Annotated in this window: 20 protein-coding genes; 7 read left to right on the plus strand and 13 right to left on the minus strand. The window is 52.4% G+C overall.

The features are described 5' to 3' along the window. Positions 1-169: 169 nt before the first annotated feature. A complete protein-coding gene (locus tag KGP24_RS00760; RefSeq protein ID WP_023309886.1) occupies positions 170-1,033 on the minus strand; it encodes a YicC/YloC family endoribonuclease in 864 nt (287 codons plus the stop codon). A 125-nt stretch (positions 1,034-1,158) separates the two neighbouring features. Here KGP24_RS00760 and rph point away from each other — a divergent pair, with 125 nt between their 5' ends. Next, positions 1,159-1,875, plus strand: coding sequence for a ribonuclease PH (gene rph, locus KGP24_RS00765; RefSeq protein WP_223562052.1), 717 nt, complete (start codon positions 1,159-1,161; stop codon positions 1,873-1,875). Positions 1,876-1,942: 67 nt separating this feature from the next. Then, complete coding sequence (gene pyrE / locus KGP24_RS00770; protein WP_028017854.1) at positions 1,943-2,584, plus strand: orotate phosphoribosyltransferase; 642 nt, start codon at positions 1,943-1,945, stop codon at positions 2,582-2,584. Between the two features lie 82 nt (positions 2,585-2,666). On the opposite strand, the gene slmA is transcribed toward pyrE, so the two are convergent. The 3 genes from slmA to coaBC form a co-directional block, all read right to left on the minus strand. After that, positions 2,667-3,263 (minus strand): nucleoid occlusion factor SlmA, encoded by a 597-nt coding sequence (gene slmA, locus KGP24_RS00775; RefSeq protein WP_223562053.1) that lies wholly within the window; start codon positions 3,261-3,263, stop codon positions 2,667-2,669. Positions 3,264-3,383: 120 nt separating this feature from the next. Then, complete coding sequence (gene dut, locus KGP24_RS00780; RefSeq protein ID WP_223562054.1) at positions 3,384-3,842, minus strand: dUTP diphosphatase; 459 nt, start codon at positions 3,840-3,842, stop codon at positions 3,384-3,386. Continuing rightward, the gene (gene coaBC / locus KGP24_RS00785) at positions 3,820-5,031 is read right to left on the minus strand and encodes a bifunctional phosphopantothenoylcysteine decarboxylase/phosphopantothenate--cysteine ligase CoaBC (RefSeq protein WP_087823747.1); all 1,212 of its coding nucleotides are present in this window, start codon (positions 5,029-5,031) and stop codon (positions 3,820-3,822) included. Before coaBC ends, dut begins: the two co-directional genes overlap by 23 nt. A gap of 172 nt (positions 5,032-5,203) precedes the next feature. Between coaBC and radC the strand changes: the two genes are divergently transcribed. The 4 genes from radC (at position 5,204) to mutM (ending at position 7,399) form a co-directional block, all read left to right on the plus strand. Beyond that, positions 5,204-5,872, plus strand: a complete 669-nt coding sequence (gene radC / locus KGP24_RS00790; RefSeq protein ID WP_223562055.1) for a DNA repair protein RadC — start codon at positions 5,204-5,206, stop codon at positions 5,870-5,872. A gap of 218 nt (positions 5,873-6,090) precedes the next feature. Next, entirely contained in the window at positions 6,091-6,327 is a 237-nt protein-coding gene (gene rpmB, locus KGP24_RS00795) for a 50S ribosomal protein L28 (protein ID WP_002436699.1), read from the plus strand. A 22-nt stretch (positions 6,328-6,349) separates the two neighbouring features. Further along, on the plus strand, positions 6,350-6,517 hold the full coding sequence (gene rpmG / locus KGP24_RS00800) for a 50S ribosomal protein L33 (RefSeq protein ID WP_003024094.1): 168 nt from the start codon (positions 6,350-6,352) through the stop codon (positions 6,515-6,517). A 72-nt stretch (positions 6,518-6,589) separates the two neighbouring features. Further along, the gene (gene mutM, locus KGP24_RS00805) at positions 6,590-7,399 is read left to right on the plus strand and encodes a bifunctional DNA-formamidopyrimidine glycosylase/DNA-(apurinic or apyrimidinic site) lyase (protein WP_214580231.1); all 810 of its coding nucleotides are present in this window, start codon (positions 6,590-6,592) and stop codon (positions 7,397-7,399) included. Positions 7,400-7,401: 2 nt separating this feature from the next. On the opposite strand, the gene coaD is transcribed toward mutM, so the two are convergent. The 7 genes from coaD to rfaQ all read right to left on the minus strand — a co-directional run bounded on the left by coaD (position 7,402) and on the right by rfaQ (position 14,294). After that, on the minus strand, positions 7,402-7,881 hold the full coding sequence (coaD, locus tag KGP24_RS00810) for a pantetheine-phosphate adenylyltransferase (RefSeq protein WP_223562056.1): 480 nt from the start codon (positions 7,879-7,881) through the stop codon (positions 7,402-7,404). Positions 7,882-7,884: 3 nt separating this feature from the next. After that, on the minus strand, positions 7,885-8,655 hold the full coding sequence (locus KGP24_RS00815; RefSeq protein WP_223562057.1) for a glycosyltransferase family 2 protein: 771 nt from the start codon (positions 8,653-8,655) through the stop codon (positions 7,885-7,887). After that, a complete protein-coding gene (gene waaA, locus KGP24_RS00820; protein WP_032661923.1) occupies positions 8,655-9,929 on the minus strand; it encodes a lipid IV(A) 3-deoxy-D-manno-octulosonic acid transferase in 1,275 nt (424 codons plus the stop codon). Before waaA ends, KGP24_RS00815 begins: the two co-directional genes overlap by 1 nt. Before the next feature lie 66 nt (positions 9,930-9,995). After that, positions 9,996-10,985: a glycosyltransferase gene (locus tag KGP24_RS00825; RefSeq protein WP_223562058.1), complete on the minus strand. Its 990-nt coding sequence runs from the start codon at positions 10,983-10,985 to the stop codon at positions 9,996-9,998. 11 nt (positions 10,986-10,996) lie between these two features. Further along, on the minus strand, positions 10,997-12,097 hold the full coding sequence (locus KGP24_RS00830) for a glycosyltransferase (RefSeq protein ID WP_223562059.1): 1,101 nt from the start codon (positions 12,095-12,097) through the stop codon (positions 10,997-10,999). Between the two features lie 2 nt (positions 12,098-12,099). Continuing rightward, positions 12,100-13,227, minus strand: coding sequence for a glycosyltransferase family 4 protein (locus tag KGP24_RS00835; protein WP_223562060.1), 1,128 nt, complete (start codon positions 13,225-13,227; stop codon positions 12,100-12,102). After that, complete coding sequence (gene rfaQ / locus KGP24_RS00840; RefSeq protein WP_223562061.1) at positions 13,224-14,294, minus strand: putative lipopolysaccharide heptosyltransferase III; 1,071 nt, start codon at positions 14,292-14,294, stop codon at positions 13,224-13,226. Before rfaQ ends, KGP24_RS00835 begins: the two co-directional genes overlap by 4 nt. Positions 14,295-14,444: 150 nt before the next feature. On the opposite strand from rfaQ, the gene KGP24_RS00845 reads away from it, so the two are divergent. Beyond that, the gene (locus KGP24_RS00845; RefSeq protein WP_223562062.1) at positions 14,445-15,407 is read left to right on the plus strand and encodes a polysaccharide deacetylase family protein; all 963 of its coding nucleotides are present in this window, start codon (positions 14,445-14,447) and stop codon (positions 15,405-15,407) included. Positions 15,408-15,422: 15 nt separating this feature from the next. Here KGP24_RS00845 and KGP24_RS00850 read toward each other — a convergent pair whose 3' ends face one another. Together KGP24_RS00850 and KGP24_RS00855 are read right to left on the minus strand one after the other, a co-directional pair. Further along, complete coding sequence (locus KGP24_RS00850; RefSeq protein WP_223562063.1) at positions 15,423-16,586, minus strand: O-antigen ligase family protein; 1,164 nt, start codon at positions 16,584-16,586, stop codon at positions 15,423-15,425. Further along, on the minus strand, positions 16,573-17,478 hold the full coding sequence (locus KGP24_RS00855; RefSeq protein ID WP_223562064.1) for a sugar glycosyltransferase: 906 nt from the start codon (positions 17,476-17,478) through the stop codon (positions 16,573-16,575). Before KGP24_RS00855 ends, KGP24_RS00850 begins: the two co-directional genes overlap by 14 nt.

The raw sequence follows: 17,478 nt of genomic DNA on the forward strand, positions 1-17,478 counted from the left end.
TTGTGCGCAAGATCACGATTGAAATTTTCTAAGGCGAGTCAGTTTGCCCTATAAATTTTTATCTATTTATCTTTGTTAGGCTTGATGGTAGGCGGTAAAGCGTAGAAACGGACGTTGATATGGATTAGAAATAGTAATGGGTGGTGTGGCCGACACCACCCGAAAGGCATTACTCGATATTCTGGATTTGCTCGCGCATCTGCTCAATCAGCACTTTCAGCTCAATCGCTGAATTCGTCACTTCTGCATTGATCGATTTAGACGCCAGGGTGTTCGACTCGCGGTTGAACTCCTGCATCATAAAGTCCAGACGGCGGCCTACAGCTTCCTTTTTCTTCAGAATGTTGTAGGTTTCTTTAACGTGCGCTTCCAGACGGTCCAGTTCTTCAGCGACATCAATACGCTGCGCCATCAGCACCAGCTCTTGTTCCAGACGGGTGTTTTCCAGCTGAACTTCCGCTTCTTCCAGTTTGGCGACAAGACGCTCGCGCTGCCATTGCAGCACTTCTGGCATATGGGTGCGGACTTTGGCTACTTCGGTGCTTACGCCTTCAAGGCGCTGCTCAATCATCGCTTTCAGCGCCTGACCTTCGGTTTCGCGGGCAACGATAAAGTCGTCGAGCGTGCCGTCGAGGGCTGCCAGGATTTCAGCGGCAATGGCATCCAGATCCTGCTCACCGGCGGCCATGACGCCAGGCCAGCGAAGAATATCAACCGGGTTGATTTCGCCTTCATCGCTCTGCATTTTGACCCAGTTCGCCGCATTCACGAGCTGTTTTGCCAGTTTTTCGTTGAGGATGAGCTCGCCCTGTGCGCTGGCATCGGGCTCAAAGCGCAGGTTACATTCCACTTTCCCGCGCGTCAGACGCGTACGGATACGTTCACGTACGACAGGCTCAAGGCTGCGGAACTGCTCCGGCATACGGAAATACGTTTCCAGGTAACGCTGGTTTACCGAGCGCATTTCCCATGTGGCGCTGCCCCAGCTACCCTTGATTTCACGCCGGGCGTAGGCGGTCATACTGCGGATCATAGACATTCCCGTTTTTAAAGGAGAGATGGGGGGATTATAGCTTTCGGGGGCTTCTCAGGATAGGAATAAGCGTCCTTTATCCGTATAATGCGCAGCCACATTCGTTTCAAGCCGGAGAATCCATCATGCGTCCATCAGGCCGTAGCGCCAATCAGGTGCGTCCCGTCACCCTGACCCGTAACTATACAAAACACGCTGAAGGCTCCGTGCTGGTTGAGTTTGGTGACACTAAAGTTCTGTGCACCGCCTCCATCGAAGAAGGCGTTCCGCGCTTCCTGAAAGGTCAGGGCCAGGGCTGGATCACCGCAGAATACGGCATGCTGCCGCGTGCGACCCATACCCGTAATGCCCGTGAAGCGGCAAAGGGTAAGCAGGGCGGGCGTACCATGGAGATTCAGCGTCTGATCGCGCGTTCGCTTCGCGCCGCCGTTGACCTGAAAATCCTCGGTGAATTCACCATCACGCTGGACTGCGACGTGATTCAGGCAGACGGCGGCACTCGTACCGCGTCGATTACCGGTGCCTGCGTAGCGCTGGCCGATGCCCTGAATAAGCTGGTTGCTGCCGGTAAGCTGAAAACCAACCCAATGAAAGGCATGGTTGCGGCGGTTTCTGTAGGTATCGTTAACGGCGAAGCGCTTTGCGATCTGGAATATGTTGAAGATTCTGCAGCCGAAACCGACATGAACGTGGTGATGACCGAAGACGGTCGCATCATTGAGGTGCAGGGCACGGCAGAAGGCGAGCCATTCACCCACGAAGAGCTTCTCTCCCTGCTGGCGTTGGCCCGAGGGGGAATCGAGTCCATTGTAACGACGCAGAAAGCGGCGTTAGAAAATTGATTTTAAAGGCGACCAATGAGTCGCCTTTTTTTTGCCTGTAAGACAGAAAAACCAAAGGAGCAAATCCATGAAATCGTATCAGCGCCAGTTTATTGAGTTTGCGCTTAACAAGCAGGTACTTAAGTTTGGCGAGTTTACGCTGAAATCCGGGCGTAAAAGTCCCTATTTCTTCAACGCCGGGCTGTTTAATACCGGGCGCGATCTGGCACTGTTAGGCCGTTTCTATGCCGAAGCGCTGGTGGATTCCGGGATTGATTTTGACCTGCTGTTTGGCCCGGCCTATAAAGGCATTCCGATTGCGACCACCACCGCGGTGGCGCTGGCGGAACACCATGACCGCGACGTACCGTACTGCTTTAACCGCAAAGAGGCTAAAACCCACGGTGAAGGCGGGAATCTGGTTGGCAGCGCGCTGCAGGGCCGCGTCATGCTGGTCGATGACGTGATCACCGCAGGTACAGCGATCCGCGAATCGATGGAGATTATTCAGGCCAACGGTGCGACGCTTGCTGGCGTGTTGATTTCTCTGGATCGTCAGGAGCGTGGTCGCGGTGAAATTTCCGCTATTCAGGAAGTTGAGCGCGATTACAACTGTAAAGTGACGTCGATTATCACCCTGAAAGACTTGATTGCGTATCTGGAAGAGAAGCCTGAGATGGCGGACCATCTTGCAGCGGTACGTGCGTACCGGGAAGAGTTCGGGGTGTAAATGATTTACCCGGTGGCGCTAAGCTTACCGGGCCTACCAGTTCGTAGGCCGGATAAGGCGAAGCCGCCATCCGGCGATGGCGTTACTGTAATTGTGCTGCCACTAACGGCCAGCGGGCGTCAAAATCGTCCGTTGGACGATATTTGAACTCGCTGCGCACAAAGCGGGAAAGCATCCCTTCACAAAACGCAAGAATCTGGCTCGCCAGCAGCGTTTCATCAATGCTGTATCCTTCACCTTCACGCATTTTCTTTTCGCGTAGTACCTGGCGCAACTGCGCTTCAATACGTTCGAAAAGCTGGTTAATGCGGCCCTGCAGTCTGTCCTGCTCAAACATCAGCGCGTGACCAGTGAGGATACGGGTTAAGCCCGGATTGCGTTCACCGAAGCCCAGGATTAACAGCACAATCAGACGCAGACGCGCGGACGTGTCTTTTTCATCTTTCATAATCAGGTTGATGCGCGTGATCAGGCTGTCTTCGATAAACTCGATCAGACTGTCGAACATCCGGGTCTTGCTCGGAAAATGACGGTACAGCGCCGCCTCAGACACGCCTACAGAGGCGGCCAGTTTAGCGGTGGTGATGCGTTGACTGCCATCGCTGGATTCAAGCATCAGAGCCAGAGATTGAAGTATTTCTTCGCGACGATTCCTTTTCGCGGTTTGTTTTTCTGCCATGTTACAAAATACCCCTGAAAATAAGCACTTGCCAGGCTGGCATCCACACAACGGCCGCAAACTGGCGTTTGCGGTTTGTTATTGCATTATGACGCTGTGAGATACGTGTCTTTCGGGTCGTTATTTGCGCCCGGAATGGCCGAAGCCGCCTTCGCCACGGTCGGTGGCATCAAAGTCTGCCACCAGGTTAAATTCTGCCTGTACCACCGGTACAAAGACCATCTGGGCGATACGCTCGCCCGGTTCAATGGTGAAGCTGTCCTGACCGCGGTTCCAGACGGAGACCATCAGCTGACCCTGGTAGTCGGAGTCAATCAGGCCGACCAGGTTACCCAGCACAACGCCGTGCTTATGGCCCAAGCCGGAACGCGGCAGGATCACCGCGGCCAGAGACGGGTCAGCAATGTGAATGGCCAGGCCAGTTGGAACCAGGGTAGTGGCACCCGGAGCCAGTTCTACGGCGTCATCGAGACAGGCGCGCAGGTCAAGTCCGGCAGAGCCGGAGGTGGCATAGGTTGGCAGCGGGAATTGCTTGCCAACACGCGGGTCCAGAATCTTAACGTCGATTTTTTTCATCATAACGGGTAACGATCTCGTCGAGTAATTGTTGGCCCAGGAGTTCCTTGCGCTCAAGCGGTAAGACTTTATCTCCATCCTGCCAGAAAAGGTGCAGTGCGTTGCTGTCGCTGTTAAATCCTTGTGTGGCCAGCGATACGTCGTTCGCGCAAATCAAATCGAGGTTTTTGCGGGTACGTTTTTGTCGGGCATATTCTTCCACATTATTTGTTTCTGCGGCAAACCCAACAACGTAAGGACGATGGCTTTTTAGTGCGGCGACGCCGGCAACAATGTCCGGGTTTTTCACCATTTTTAGTGTTAATTCATCGCCTTGCTTTTTAATTTTAGCCTCGGCGATCGTCTCGGCACGATAGTCTGCAACGGCCGCACAGCCGATAAAAATCTGCTGGCTTTGCGCATGTGCCTGCACGGCGGCTTCCATCTCCAGCGCGGTAGTCACGTCAATTCGCTTCACAAACGCAGGGGTAGGTAGCGATACCGGGCCGCTCACCAGCGTGACGTTCGCGCCACGCCTTGCAGCGGCGGCGGCAATCGCGAAGCCCATTTTGCCGGAGCTGTGGTTGGTGATATAGCGCACCGGATCCAGCGGCTCACGAGTGGGGCCCGCGGTAATCATGATGTTGAGATGTTGCAGATCGTTGACAGGCGAAAAATGGGCTGCGGCCATATCAACAATCGTCAGCGGATCAAGCATGCGGCCCGGGCCAACGTCACCGCAGGCCTGGCTGCCGCTGTCCGGACCCCAGATAAGCAGGCCGCGTGAGGCCAGCGTCTCGAGATTGTGCTGGGTGGCCGCGTTGCGGTACATCTGCTGGTTCATGGCAGGCACGACGGCAACAGGTGCAGGCGTGGCCAGACAAATGGTGGATACCAGGTCGTTTGCCATACCGGCTGCAACCCGAGCGATTAAATCCGCTGTGGCGGGGGCAAGGATAACCAGATCTGCCCATTTCCCAAGCTCAATATGGCCCATCGCGGCTTCGGCGGCCGGATCAAGCAGGCTGTCAGATACCGGGTACCCTGAAACCGCCTGCAGGCTCAGGGGCGTGATAAAGGCTTTACCGCCTTCGGTTATCGCGACTCGCACGTCAGCCCCGCGCTCGCGCAGACGACGCACTAGCTCCGGCGCTTTATAAGCAGCAATGCCGCCGCTCACGCCAAGAACGATTTTTTTACCGGCCAGGCTCATTATGATTCTTTCCTGTTGGGTTTCACCAGAGAGCGGGCATTTTATCACAATCCCCAAAGTGGGGTGATTTTGTCCTTCGGCCACTTTGCGAGGCGCTACGCAAGAACGCAATGTGGTCGTCGAGCGACGGATTGGCCTGTGGCAGCATGAGGTTAAAAAAGGGAGAAAGAGCATGGAAGAAGATGATGAACAGCTATTGCCGCGCGAAAAACTGCTGCGCTATGGCGTCACCCTGTTAAAAGACGATGAACTGCTGGCGCTCTTTTTACGTACCGGAACGCCCGGAAAAACGGTATTTACGCTGGCAAAAGAGCTAATAGCACATTTCGGTTCGCTGTACGGTTTACTGACCGCCGATCTGGCGCAGTTTAAGCACGTTGAGGGGATCGGCGTGGCGAAATATGCCCAGCTGAGAGGCATAGCTGAACTTGCCCGTCGTTTTTATAATGCCCGCATGGAGAAGGAAGATCCGATCCTGACGCCAGAAATGACGCGTGAATTCCTGCAAAGCCAGTTAACCGATATTGAACGCGAGATCTTTATGGTGATCTTTGTCGATAACAGAAATCGGGTGCTGAAACATAGCTGTCTCTTTGCGGGCACATTGAGTCACGTTGAGGTGCATCCGCGTGAAATTGTGCGGGAAGCGATAAAAGTGAATGCAGCGGGCGTGATCCTCGCGCATAATCACCCCTCTGGCTGTGCAGAACCGAGCAGAGCGGACAAAGAAATCACCGAACGCATTATCAAATGCTGTCAATTCATGGACATTCGTGTGCTGGACCATCTGATAATTGGCCGCGGTGAGTACATTTCTTTCGCAGAACATGGCTGGATTTAGGCTATTTCTCGCGATCCATCGGGATCTTTGTCTGTTCGGGACTTGAGCACACCGCCGAGTCAGCGTATACTACGCCACCTTTGAGAATCTCGGGTTTGGCATTTGGGCCTGGCAATCGAGAGTTCACTTAGAACTATGCGATGACCGGGCTGTAAAGCCTGACGAGGCGCCGATACCCCATACGAAGCTCGAGCTAATTTGATTTTTGGAGAATAGACATGTCCCGAGTCTGCCAAGTTACTGGCAAGCGTCCGGTGACCGGTAACAACCGTTCCCACGCACTGAACGCGACTAAACGCCGTTTCCTGCCGAACCTGCACTCTCACCGTTTCTGGGTTGAGAGCGAGAAGCGTTTTGTCACCCTGCGCGTATCTGCTAAAGGTATGCGTGTAATCGATAAGAAAGGCATCGATACAGTTCTGTCCGAACTGCGTGCCCGTGGCGAAAAGTACTAAGTACTTAAAGAGGAAATAAATCATGGCTAAAGGTATTCGCGAGAAAATCAAGCTGGTTTCTTCTGCTGGTACAGGTCACTTCTACACCACCACGAAGAACAAACGTACTAAGCCGGAAAAACTGGAACTGAAAAAATTCGATCCAGTTGTACGCCAGCACGTACTGTACAAAGAAGCTAAAATCAAATAATTTTAGTCTCCTTGTATCGAAAAACCCCGCAACTGCGGGGTTTTTTGCATTCTGTATCTCAACGGAGGAAACATGCCTGAATTACCTGAGGTAGAAACCAGCCGTCGCGGCATTGAGCCCCATCTGGTCGGCGCGACGATTCTTCACGCGGTGGTCCGCAATGGACGACTGCGCTGGCCGGTGTCCGATGAGATCCATGCCCTGAGCGATAAACCCGTCCTAAGCGTACAGCGCCGCGCGAAATATCTGCTGCTGGAGCTGCCCGACGGCTGGATTATTATCCACCTGGGGATGTCCGGGAGCCTGCGCATTCTTACCGAGGAACTGCCTGCGGAAAAGCACGACCACGTCGATCTGGTGATGAGCAACGGCAAAGTGCTCCGTTACACCGACCCACGGCGCTTTGGCGCGTGGCTGTGGACGAAGGAGCTGGAAGGGCATAACGTGCTGGCGCATCTGGGCCCGGAGCCGCTCTCCGACGGGTTTAACGCGGAATACCTCAAGGCGAAGTGTGCAAAGAAGAAAAGCCCGATTAAGCCGTGGCTGATGGATAACAAGCTGGTGGTCGGCGTGGGGAATATCTACGCCAGCGAATCGCTGTTTGCGGCCGGGATCCATCCCGATCGGCTGGCCTCTTCGTTGTCGGCGCAGGAGTGCGAGCTGCTGGTGAGAGTGATTAAAGCGGTACTGCTGCGCTCGATTGAGCAGGGCGGGACAACGCTGAAGGACTTCCTGCAAAGTGACGGCAAGCCGGGTTATTTTGCCCAGGAGCTGCAGGTGTACGGCCGCAAAGGCGAACCGTGCAGAGTCTGCGGTACGCCAGTTATAGCAACGAAGCACGCCCAGCGCGCCACGTTCTACTGCCGTCAGTGCCAGAAATAAGGTTACTTTAGCTTATCCATCAATGCCTGGTGGACGTTAGTCGGCAGGAAATGGGTGACATCGCCGTGATGACGCGCCACCTCTTTTACCAGCGTGGAAGAGATAAACGACCATTCTTTGGAGGGCATCAGGAATACGCTTTCCAGCTCCGGCATCAGGTGGCGATTCATGTGCGCCAGCTGCATCTCATACTCGAAGTCTGCCACCGCGCGTAAACCACGGATCAGAATGTTTGCCTGCTGAGCGCGGGCGAAGTTAGCCATCAGGTCGCTAAACCCTACCACCTCAACATTCGGCAGGTGCGAAATGGCATCGCTGGCGAGCTGTACGCGCTCGTTGAGGTCAAACATCGGCTTTTTACTGGGGCTGGCGGCAATGGCCAGGATCACCTTGTCGAACATACACGCCGCACGGGTGATAATATCAAGATGACCGTTGGTGATCGGATCGAAGGTACCCGGATAAATCGCTTTTGTGCTCATGGCTCACGTTTTCTCTGAGTAGCCGCGGCAGAGCGCCCACAGCTCGGTGTATTTGTTGAAAGTATACTGGGCATTCACTACCGCGAGTAACCAGCCCTGCTTACCGTCCAGCACGCCACCACGTAGCAGCAGTGTTTTCAGGAACGCGCCCAGCGTGTGGGTGAAGATACCCGTCAGCGAGGCTTTCTTGCCGCGCTGGTGGCGCTCCTGCGCCCATGCGGTGGCATAGTTGAGCTGTTTACGCTGGAAGCTCCCGAAATCACGGCAGGTCAGGTGCAGCAAATCGCCCGTCAGGGGGATGACCTGTGCGCTATTGCAGCTCAGGGATTCATGGACCAGATTATCGTTGTACTGATACCGCTCGCGCTCGTAAAGGCGCATCACGCGGTCAGGATACCAGCCGCTGTGGCGCATAAATCGGCCAAGGAAGTAGTTGCGGCGGGCAATGCTGTATACGGCGCCAGGCTGGGGCGAAGAAAGCACTGCCTGAATGGCCTGCTGAAGTTCTGGCGTGATGCGCTCGTCGGTATCGAGCATCAGGACATAATCACCAGTGGCATACCCCTGCGCGCGCTGGCGCTGGATGCCGTAGCCTTGCCAGGCAGCGTTGACAAAGACTTTTGCGCCTGCTGTCCGGGCAACGTCCACCGTGTTGTCCGTACTTCCGGAGTCGAGCAGGACAATTTCGTCAGCCCAGGCGACGGAGGCCAGGCAGTCCGGAAGCAGGTCCGCGGCGTTTTTGGCGATCATCACGACCGACAGACGCTTAGACATTAGTGGCTCCGCTGGGGCAGATAAGGTTGCAGAAGCTGCAGCAGTCGGGTCAGTGCGCCCTGGTTCTGGTGCAGCACTTCGACGGCATGACGCCCGTACCACAGGCGATAATCTTCGTCAGTCAGAAGGGTCGATACCTCTTTAACCACCGAATCCGCATCGGTCACGGTAATTAAACCATCGGCCTGCTGTAATTTCGCGCAGATATCTTTGAAGTTAAACGTGTGCGGCCCCATCAGTACCGGAATGGCATGGGCTGCCGGCTCCAGCGGGTTATGACCGCCGCGCTCGACCAGGCTGCCACCGACAAACGCGAGGTCTGCAATGCCGTACAGCAACATCAGTTCGCCCATCGTATCGCCAATCACGACCTGGGTGCTGCCGGAAGGGATTTCACCGCTGCTGCGCAGCGTGAAGCTGAAGCCGCCTTTCTGCACCATTTCACGGGCATCCTTAAAACGCTCCGGATGGCGAGGCACGAGGATCAGCAGTAAATCAGGGAATTTTTCCAGCAGCTTGCGGTGAGCCTGCAGGATGATCTCTTCTTCGCCATCATGGGTACTGGTCGCAATCCAGACCTGACGACGCGGGGCCCACTGGCGACGCAGTGTGATCGCACGGGCGGCGAGTTCAGGCGTGACGGAAATATCGAATTTAAGGCTGCCCGTTACCGCAAGCTGGTTGCGTTTCAGGCCTAGCGCGATGAAGCGCGCCGCATCTTCTTCATTCTGCGCCGCAATCAGGGTAATTTTGCTTAGCAGGCGGCGCATAAATTTACCCAGCTTGCCGTAACCCTTCGCCGAGCGCTCTGAGAGGCGCGCGTTGGCAATTACCAGCGGGATTTTACGGGCATGCAGAGCGGAAATCATGTTCGGCCACAGTTCGGTTTCCATCACAATCACCAGCTTCGGGCGCACGGTGTTGAGGAAACGATTCATGGCGCAGGGTAGATCGTAAGGCAGATAGACGTGCTGCACGTCTTTGCCGAAAGCGGATAACGCGCGCTCCGAGCCGGTTGGCGTCATCGTCGTGACGGTGATTGGCAGCGACGGGTAGCGGTGACGCAGGGCGCGAACCAGCGGGATCGCCGCCAGCGTCTCACCGACAGAAACGGAATGCAGCAAAATACCGTCCGGTACGACTTTATTGCGGCAGAAGCCGTAGCGTTCAGCCCAGCGTTTACGATACGCAGGCGCTTTCCGGCTACGAAGCAACAGTCTCAGCCACACCAGTGGCTGAATGATGTACAGCAGAGCGGTATACAACAATTCCAAGCGATTATCCGTTTTTTTAGTTTCGGCGGGCAAATTCTAAGCATTTAGGCCAGGTAAAGCTATCTCTTATGCCAGATACCGTTTCAAACGGAAATAACGTCGACCCAGCCGCCAGCGCAGACGCGGACTTTTTGCACTTTTCCAGATGAGTTTCCAGATGCCTTTTTCGAAGAACTCTTTAATAATCATTGATTTCTTCTTCTCATCCTTCATGTTGTCGAAGGTATGAATAATTCCCAGCCCCTCTTTGGCAATTTGCCAGTGGCAGGCGGGGATCCCTTTCACTTTATCCGGGTAACGCTGATTGATGGCGTCGAGCATCTGCAGGATTTTCATGTAGTGACGCGCGGAGCGGATCAGCGTGTCGTCATTGTCCGGCATATGGGACACCGATGCAGAGTGAATGTAGTAGTCGTAATAACGCTCACTGGTGTACTGAACCCGCTCTGCCGCGAGCAACACTTCGGTGGTCCACGGGATATCCTGATGACGCAGCCCGGGTTCGAAATGGAAACTGTGTTTACGGATAAAGTCGTGGCGATAGATGTTCAACCAGGTGACGTGAAGGAATTTACGCGAATCCAGCGCCATTTTTAACCACGCTGGGCCCGTCATGACCCCTGTCGAAGCCAGTTTGTCTTCAGGGAAGATAGGGCGCGAGGGTTTCTTGTTGTTTTCCCAGACGTAGTTCCCGTTACAGGTGGCGACGTCCAGATCCTGCGTGACGGCCATATCGAGCAGGTGCTGGTACATGCCGGGTTTAAAGACATCATCAATATCCGGGAAAGAGAGATATTGACCCGTCGCAACGGCCAGACCGGTGTTACGCGCGATGGATACGCCCTGGTTTTGTTGTTCTATGACCTGCAGTTGCGGCAGTTTTTCTCGCCAGTTTTCGACGATCTCCATCGAGCGGTCAGTAGAGCCGTCATTGACAATGATGACTTCCATGCTGTCGATGCGTTGATTCACAAGGCAGGTAAAGAACTGATCCAGGAAAGCTTCACCGTTATAAACGGCAACCACCACGCTCAACAATGGGGCTGAATTTTGCATAAGAAACCTGATTATTTTTGATTGTCGACCAGAGCAATATATTGCTGGCAAATGGCACTGATGCCGAACGACGCGATGGTTGCATCGCCAACGACCGGCGGGGCGGTATAAATATCCGACAGCGTTTTTGCCAGTGACGCGTCATTTAACTCTGCCAGACCGCGTGCCAAGGCTCCGGTAAGTATTTCGGCGGGGCCTCCGGGGCAATTTGTACTGACCGGTGGCGTCTGGCAGATAATGGCTTCAACCAGCACATTACCAAAACCTTCGCAGTCAGAACTTAACACTAAAAGGCGTGCCCCTTTAATCCAGGGATAGGGATTGGAATCGAACGGGCGGAAAACCGTTTTGTTTTCAATACCCAGCTCGACAGCCAGCTGCTTGAGTTTTTGAATTTGCGCTTCCGAACCATTGCCCATCATGACCAGCGTTGTGTCAATTTTACTCAGGGCGAACGCACGTAAAAGACGGTCATGGCGTTTGTGCTCATGGAAGCGGCCAACATGAATAATATAATCCTTTCCCTGCATCTCGAAGGGTTCATCCGCCAGACGCTGAATTTCAGGAATATCGAAAGGATTATGGATAACCGCTTTGCGTCGAAGATTGAGTGCCAGCGTCTCGGAAAGATCTTTCAACACGGCGCCTGAGACGGCGACAACGTTGCGGTTTTCGTAGGTATGACGAATTTTAAGATGTTTAAACCAGCGCGAAAGTCCGCTGCGATGGCGAAGATAGGAGAACGAGAACATGCCATGCACGCAAAACCATACTTTGTCACGTTCCAGCGCGCGGCAGTGCGCCACAATGCGGTCGGTTTTGTGCAGATGAGAGAAAACCACATCAAATTTGCCGCTGCGTTCAGCCCGCTCAATCGCCTGATCCAGCAATTGGGCGCGGCGTGGGATCTCCGTCAGCTTTCGCCACGGTTTTTTACATGTGTCCTGAACAACCTGATAATCGATGCCTTCCGGGATGGCGTAGTCGCACACTTTCCGCAGAGAGAATAGAGAGACCTGATGCCCCATTTCTATTAACCCGCGGGAGAGTGTAAGAACCGTTTTTTCGGCTCCTCCACCGGGTAAACCATCAATAATCATTAGGATGCGCATTTTTAATCCAGTAATTTTTGATAAAGCGTAATAAGCTGACTTGACAGTCTTTCGGGAGTGGCGTCTTTTATACGTTCACGTGCCGCTCGTCCCATATTGTTATTTTTTTCCAGAGAAGGGATGGCTGCTACCGCTTCCTTCAATGTATTGATATCAAGTGCGTCACAATAAAATCCGTTCTGGCCTTGTTGAATAAACTCTGCACCACCGCAACTCTCTGAAGTAATGACGGGCAAGCCGCAGGCCATGGCTTCAAGAATGACGTTAGGAAAGGGATCATACAGCGTTGGCAACAGTAAACCATCGGATAGCTGATAAAAAGGCAGAGTTTCTTTTTGCATCCCCAGGAAACGGATTTGCCCCTCGCAGCCTAACGAGCGGGCGAGGTCGCGATAACGATGTTCTGCTTTATCTTGTCCAACCACAATCAGCCAGGCTGATGTTCCCGCGATAGCGCGTATGGCGCTGGCCAATCCTTTTCGTTCAAACCCTGAGCCTACAAAACAGAACACAACCGCATCGGCTGGTAAACCAAATTGTTGGCGCAAAATCGCACGCTGTGACTCCTGGGCCGGAATGAAGCGGCTGGAATCAATTGAATTATAAATCACATGAATTTTATTTGCGTCAATATCAAAGTCTTCAACGATTTCGCGTTTGATCATCTCCGCATTACAAATTACGGCTTTTAACTCCGGTGCCTGATACATTTCCCGTTCCGCACGCATCACGTAGCGGTGATAGCGGTCATACATCAGCATTTGCGCTCGCCAGGCGGGTAAAATGCGCGCGCGCTGCAGCAGCCAGCGGCGATGTACCCCATCACCCGCGCGATAGATATCACACCCTGGGATGCGCTCATGGCTTTGAACAATATCAAACTGCTGTTCCTGCCACAGCGCGCGCGCGGCATGTGCAAATCCGCGTTCACGACTGATGCGACCCCACTTTGGAGGGTTGCAAATATGAATATGCCAGTCGTCTTGCTTCTCTCCCTGCCACTCACGCGTGATGACGTTGAGTTCAAGGTTCTGATTACTCAGCGCGGTGAGGGCGCGCGAAACGAAGCGTTCCGCACCGCCATCAGGGCGATATTTTTGGCGAACAATGGCCAGGCGATGGTGTTTCATGACAGGTATCTCCTTGCGGCGGAGACGACAGCATCGACGGGAATAGAGTCGAGATAGCGTTCTTTCGTCCTGGTATCAATGGCATCTGGATCGGGTAGCGGGCCGTAATCGCCTGCCCAGATCACTTCCCCTTTAACCTGCCACGGCGACCAGAACGTCAGTTTTGATGGGCCAAACAATGCCACGCAGGGCGTTTGCAGCGCGGCGGCCATATGCATCGGCACGGAGTCGACACCAATAAACAGCGAGGCATGGTCGATAAGCGACGCCAGTTGACGCAGCGTCAACTGGCCCGCGAGCGAAACGACACCGGTCTTAGGTGTGGCAGCGAGAATGCGATCGATCATCGCCAGCTCTTTATTATCCGGCCCCGCGGTGAGCACAACCGTATGACCATCCTGCTGCAGTGCAGTAATGGTTTGCGCCATTTTGTCTTCGCTCCAGCATTTAAAGAACCAGCGGGACGTCGGCTGAATCACGATGTAGCTCTCGTCCACCCCGCTCTGCGTCAGTCTTTGACGGGCATGATCCCAGTCTTCTGCCGTGTAGGCCATGGTGACGGCAGGCTGCGGTATGACCGGTAATGGCGACAAAATAGAGAGGTTTTGTTCTACTGTATGCAGGGATTTGTGGCCGGCAACAGAGACCAGATCGGTGTGACAAAAACGCCAAAATGCACTGTTGCGTTTATTAAACGCGAATCCGAGGCGAACGGGTGCACCGGTGAAGCGGGTGACAATTGCACTACGCCATTGATCGGCAAGGTTAATCACCAGATGATAATGCTGATTTCTTAACGCACACAGCAACTGCCACTCTTTTTGAAGATGCTTCAGCGTGCCCAGTTGCTTCCATTTACGATCGATTCCATAAATTGTACCGATTGCCGGATGCGCGGCGAGCATATCGCGCGTTTCTTCATACAGCAGGACATCAATCTGCGCCTGCGGCCATTTTTGACGTAACGAATCAATGACGGGAGTGGTCAGCAACATGTCGCCATGATGGCGGAGTTTGATCAGTAAAATGCGCAAATCAGGTGTGTCAGGTAAGTTATTCATCATCATCTTATCGGCGTTGCACTAATGGCAATTCTAATAGACCTGATAGCGACTTGCACTCTTTCTCCATAAACTCAGTAATTTCCCTGGAAGGGTTTACTCATGCTTTGGAGAGTGCGTAACATAGCGCTAACTTTCCTGTCTTGCGGACTCATTATGAACAAACCAGCGTTTATCATCACAATTGATACTGAGGGCGATAATCTCTGGCAAAATCACCGCGTCATTAAAACGGAAAACGCGCGCTATCTGGCGCGTTTCCAGACGCTTTGTGAGCGTTTCGGCTTTAAGCCCGTGTGGCTGACCAATTACGAGATGGCGATCGAGCCCGTTTTCATCGAATTCGCCAGGGACGCGATCGCCCGCGGTCAGGGCGAGGTGGGAATGCACCTGCATGCCTGGAATAGCCCACCGGAACACGATCTCACGGGAGACGACTGGCGCTGGCAGCCTTATCTGATTGAATTTTCGGATGAGGTGATGCGCGAGAAAGTGCTGTTCATGACCCGCCTGCTGGAAAAGACCTTCCAGACCAAAATGTTAAGCCACCGAGCCGGACGTTGGGCATTTGACAGTCGCTACGCAAAATTGCTCGTTGAACTGGGTTACCAGGTTGATTGCTCCGTGACGCCGAGGGTGAACTGGCGCAACGCGAAAGGTGCGCCGCAGGGTAATGGTGGAACGAATTATCAGCATTTCCCCGATCACGCCTATTTTATGGATTTAGATAATATTTCCAGGGCGGGCAATAGCCCATTACTCGAAGTGCCGATGAGCATTCAGTATAAACACCCGGCGTGGTTGAACACGATCAAACAGGGTTACGACAGGCTTCGCGGTAAATACCGCTCTCCCTCGGTCAACTGGCTAAGACCGTCCGGTGGGAATGCGGCGCAAATGATTCAGGTCGCACAGCAATGTCTGTCTCAAGGAAGTGAGTACGTGGAGTTTATGCTTCATTCGTCGGAATTTATGCCAGGCGGAAGTCCTACGTTTAAAGATGAGGCGGCGATCGAAGGGTTGTATCAGGATTTAGAAACGCTCTTTAGCTGGTTATCCGATAAGACGGTGGGGATGACGCTGGCGGAGTTTTATTCCCATAAAAATAGCGCCGGGTAATCGGCGCTGTAAGATTTATTTTTGCAGCAGCGTTTTAACGGGGGCGCTGAAAATAATGGCGAAAGGCAGCCAGAACAGTACCCAATATTCCCGTGGATTACTGATAATAAACATACCCTGGGTGATATAGAACATCAGCGCGAAGACAAGGACAGCGATCTCCGCCTTATGGTCGGCTGCGAGGTGGCGAAGAGACTGTCTGGCGGCGTATAAAATCATACCGGCGAGTAGCAGAAGCCCCACGATCCCTCCCTTAAGGAAGGTAGCTAAATAGAGGCTGTGCGTTGTGGAAACGGTCTGCCCATAGCCGTTAATGAACTGAAGCTCCTTGTTGAAGCCCCATCCGAAAATCGCTTTCTGTTTTGCCACTTCAACGGCGTGTTGCCAGATGCCAAAACGCACGCTTCCTGCACGAGAAGACTCTTCTGCCCGATTAATAAATATATCTATCGAGCCGCTAAAATAGAAAGCGAGACCAATTAATAGCAATATAACTACCGAACCCAGCAGCAGCTTAACATTCCACTTTGGTTTACAAAGAAACGCCACTGTCGCTGCTACCACGAGTGAAAGGAATGGCCCGCGGCTTTGAGTCAAAATTAAGCAGGCCAGCAGCAACGGGACGGGAAGATAAAACCAGACATTACGAGTTTCACGCACCAGTATCGCGCTTAATAAAATTCCTAACGCCATGTATCCACCGAGATCAATCACATTGTCAGGTGCATAAGGGAAGGCATTCGAAAGTCTGTTATTGAAAATGTTCGCTTTATCAACATAAATCAGGGTGAGTATGGCGAGTGCGACAATACCTGCATAAGCTGCGCCAATGACGAATTTTTTCTTTCCATGCAATTCACACTGACGGTAAAGACATATGAAAATAAATAAATAAAATGAATGTGTTAAGGCAGAGCTTACCTGAGACGACTCCGCCCAAAGATTCGAAAGTGAAAAATATATTAAAAAGGCACCGGTAATGCCCAGAGCGGGAAGAAAGGTACGGTCGTTGATAAAACGGACTCTGAATTCATTGCTGACAATTGTGGCAATGATAAATAGCCCGAGTGCAAGATGGAATAAGGTGTTTACGCGAGAAACTCCGCAAAAAATCATGCTTAAGAATACAAAAAGCGTAAAAGGATAGAACGGAATGCGTTGGTAATTAATTGAAAACATCAGTAAAATCCTTTCTGGGGAAAACAAAGTCAGGTATAGCGCTTTGAGGTGATAGATTAATAACAGTGATGTTATCTTTTTTCAAAACAGTACTTGCCAGTGTGAACGCGGGGATCACAATATTATGTACTTTGTCTCCAAGGAATGAAGGCAACATGGTGTTACCGTTTTCATAAAATCGCGGTTGGTTGAAATTATTCATATCCAGACCAGCAATGTAAATCTTATTGAATCTCAAAAAATAAATTACCTGTAGTGCCCAATACATTACTGTACCAGCATCTACCACACCGCGCCTCGCATCACGGCTAAAGGCAATGTTGGGGTGTGTATCGGAAAAAACGATCTCTGGCCTACCCGCTAATGCCTGGTGCAAATTAGCCATTTTAATAGAGGGTTTATAGGTCTCATAACAAATATCTTCGATGATGCATATTTCGCACTGGATATTTTCATATGAAAAACGGTTTATGAGCTTAACGATCCCCATTACGGTCGTAAACAAAATGACATTTTTACAGCCAATAACCTGCTTTAAAAGAGCCGTCTGACGGTCGATGAACGTCATGTCGACCACAAAATAGAGGCTAAAATGCAGTTTGTTATTGAGGTGCCATGCGCCGTTCACACCTGCAGTCACTATCGTGGATGACAGGTTTTCAAAATTAATCTTTTTGATTGAAGGGCCGGTCGCAGCTATAAGTACCTCTCCCTCAAACCGATCCTGAAGCGAGGTAAGCGTAGTGAGGTTGATGTTCTGGCCTTTATATTTTAAATCACAAATCTCCCCGGTTTCATTGCGAGATAATTTAATAAAGGGCCACAAATTTTCATTGTGGCGCATATTTCGCTTATGCGTGTATCGATAGATTTGTTTGGTTAGAGAGCTCAT

It is taken from the genome of Enterobacter sp. JBIWA008, assembly GCF_019968765.1.
Taxonomy (GTDB): Bacteria; Pseudomonadota; Gammaproteobacteria; order Enterobacterales; family Enterobacteriaceae; genus Enterobacter.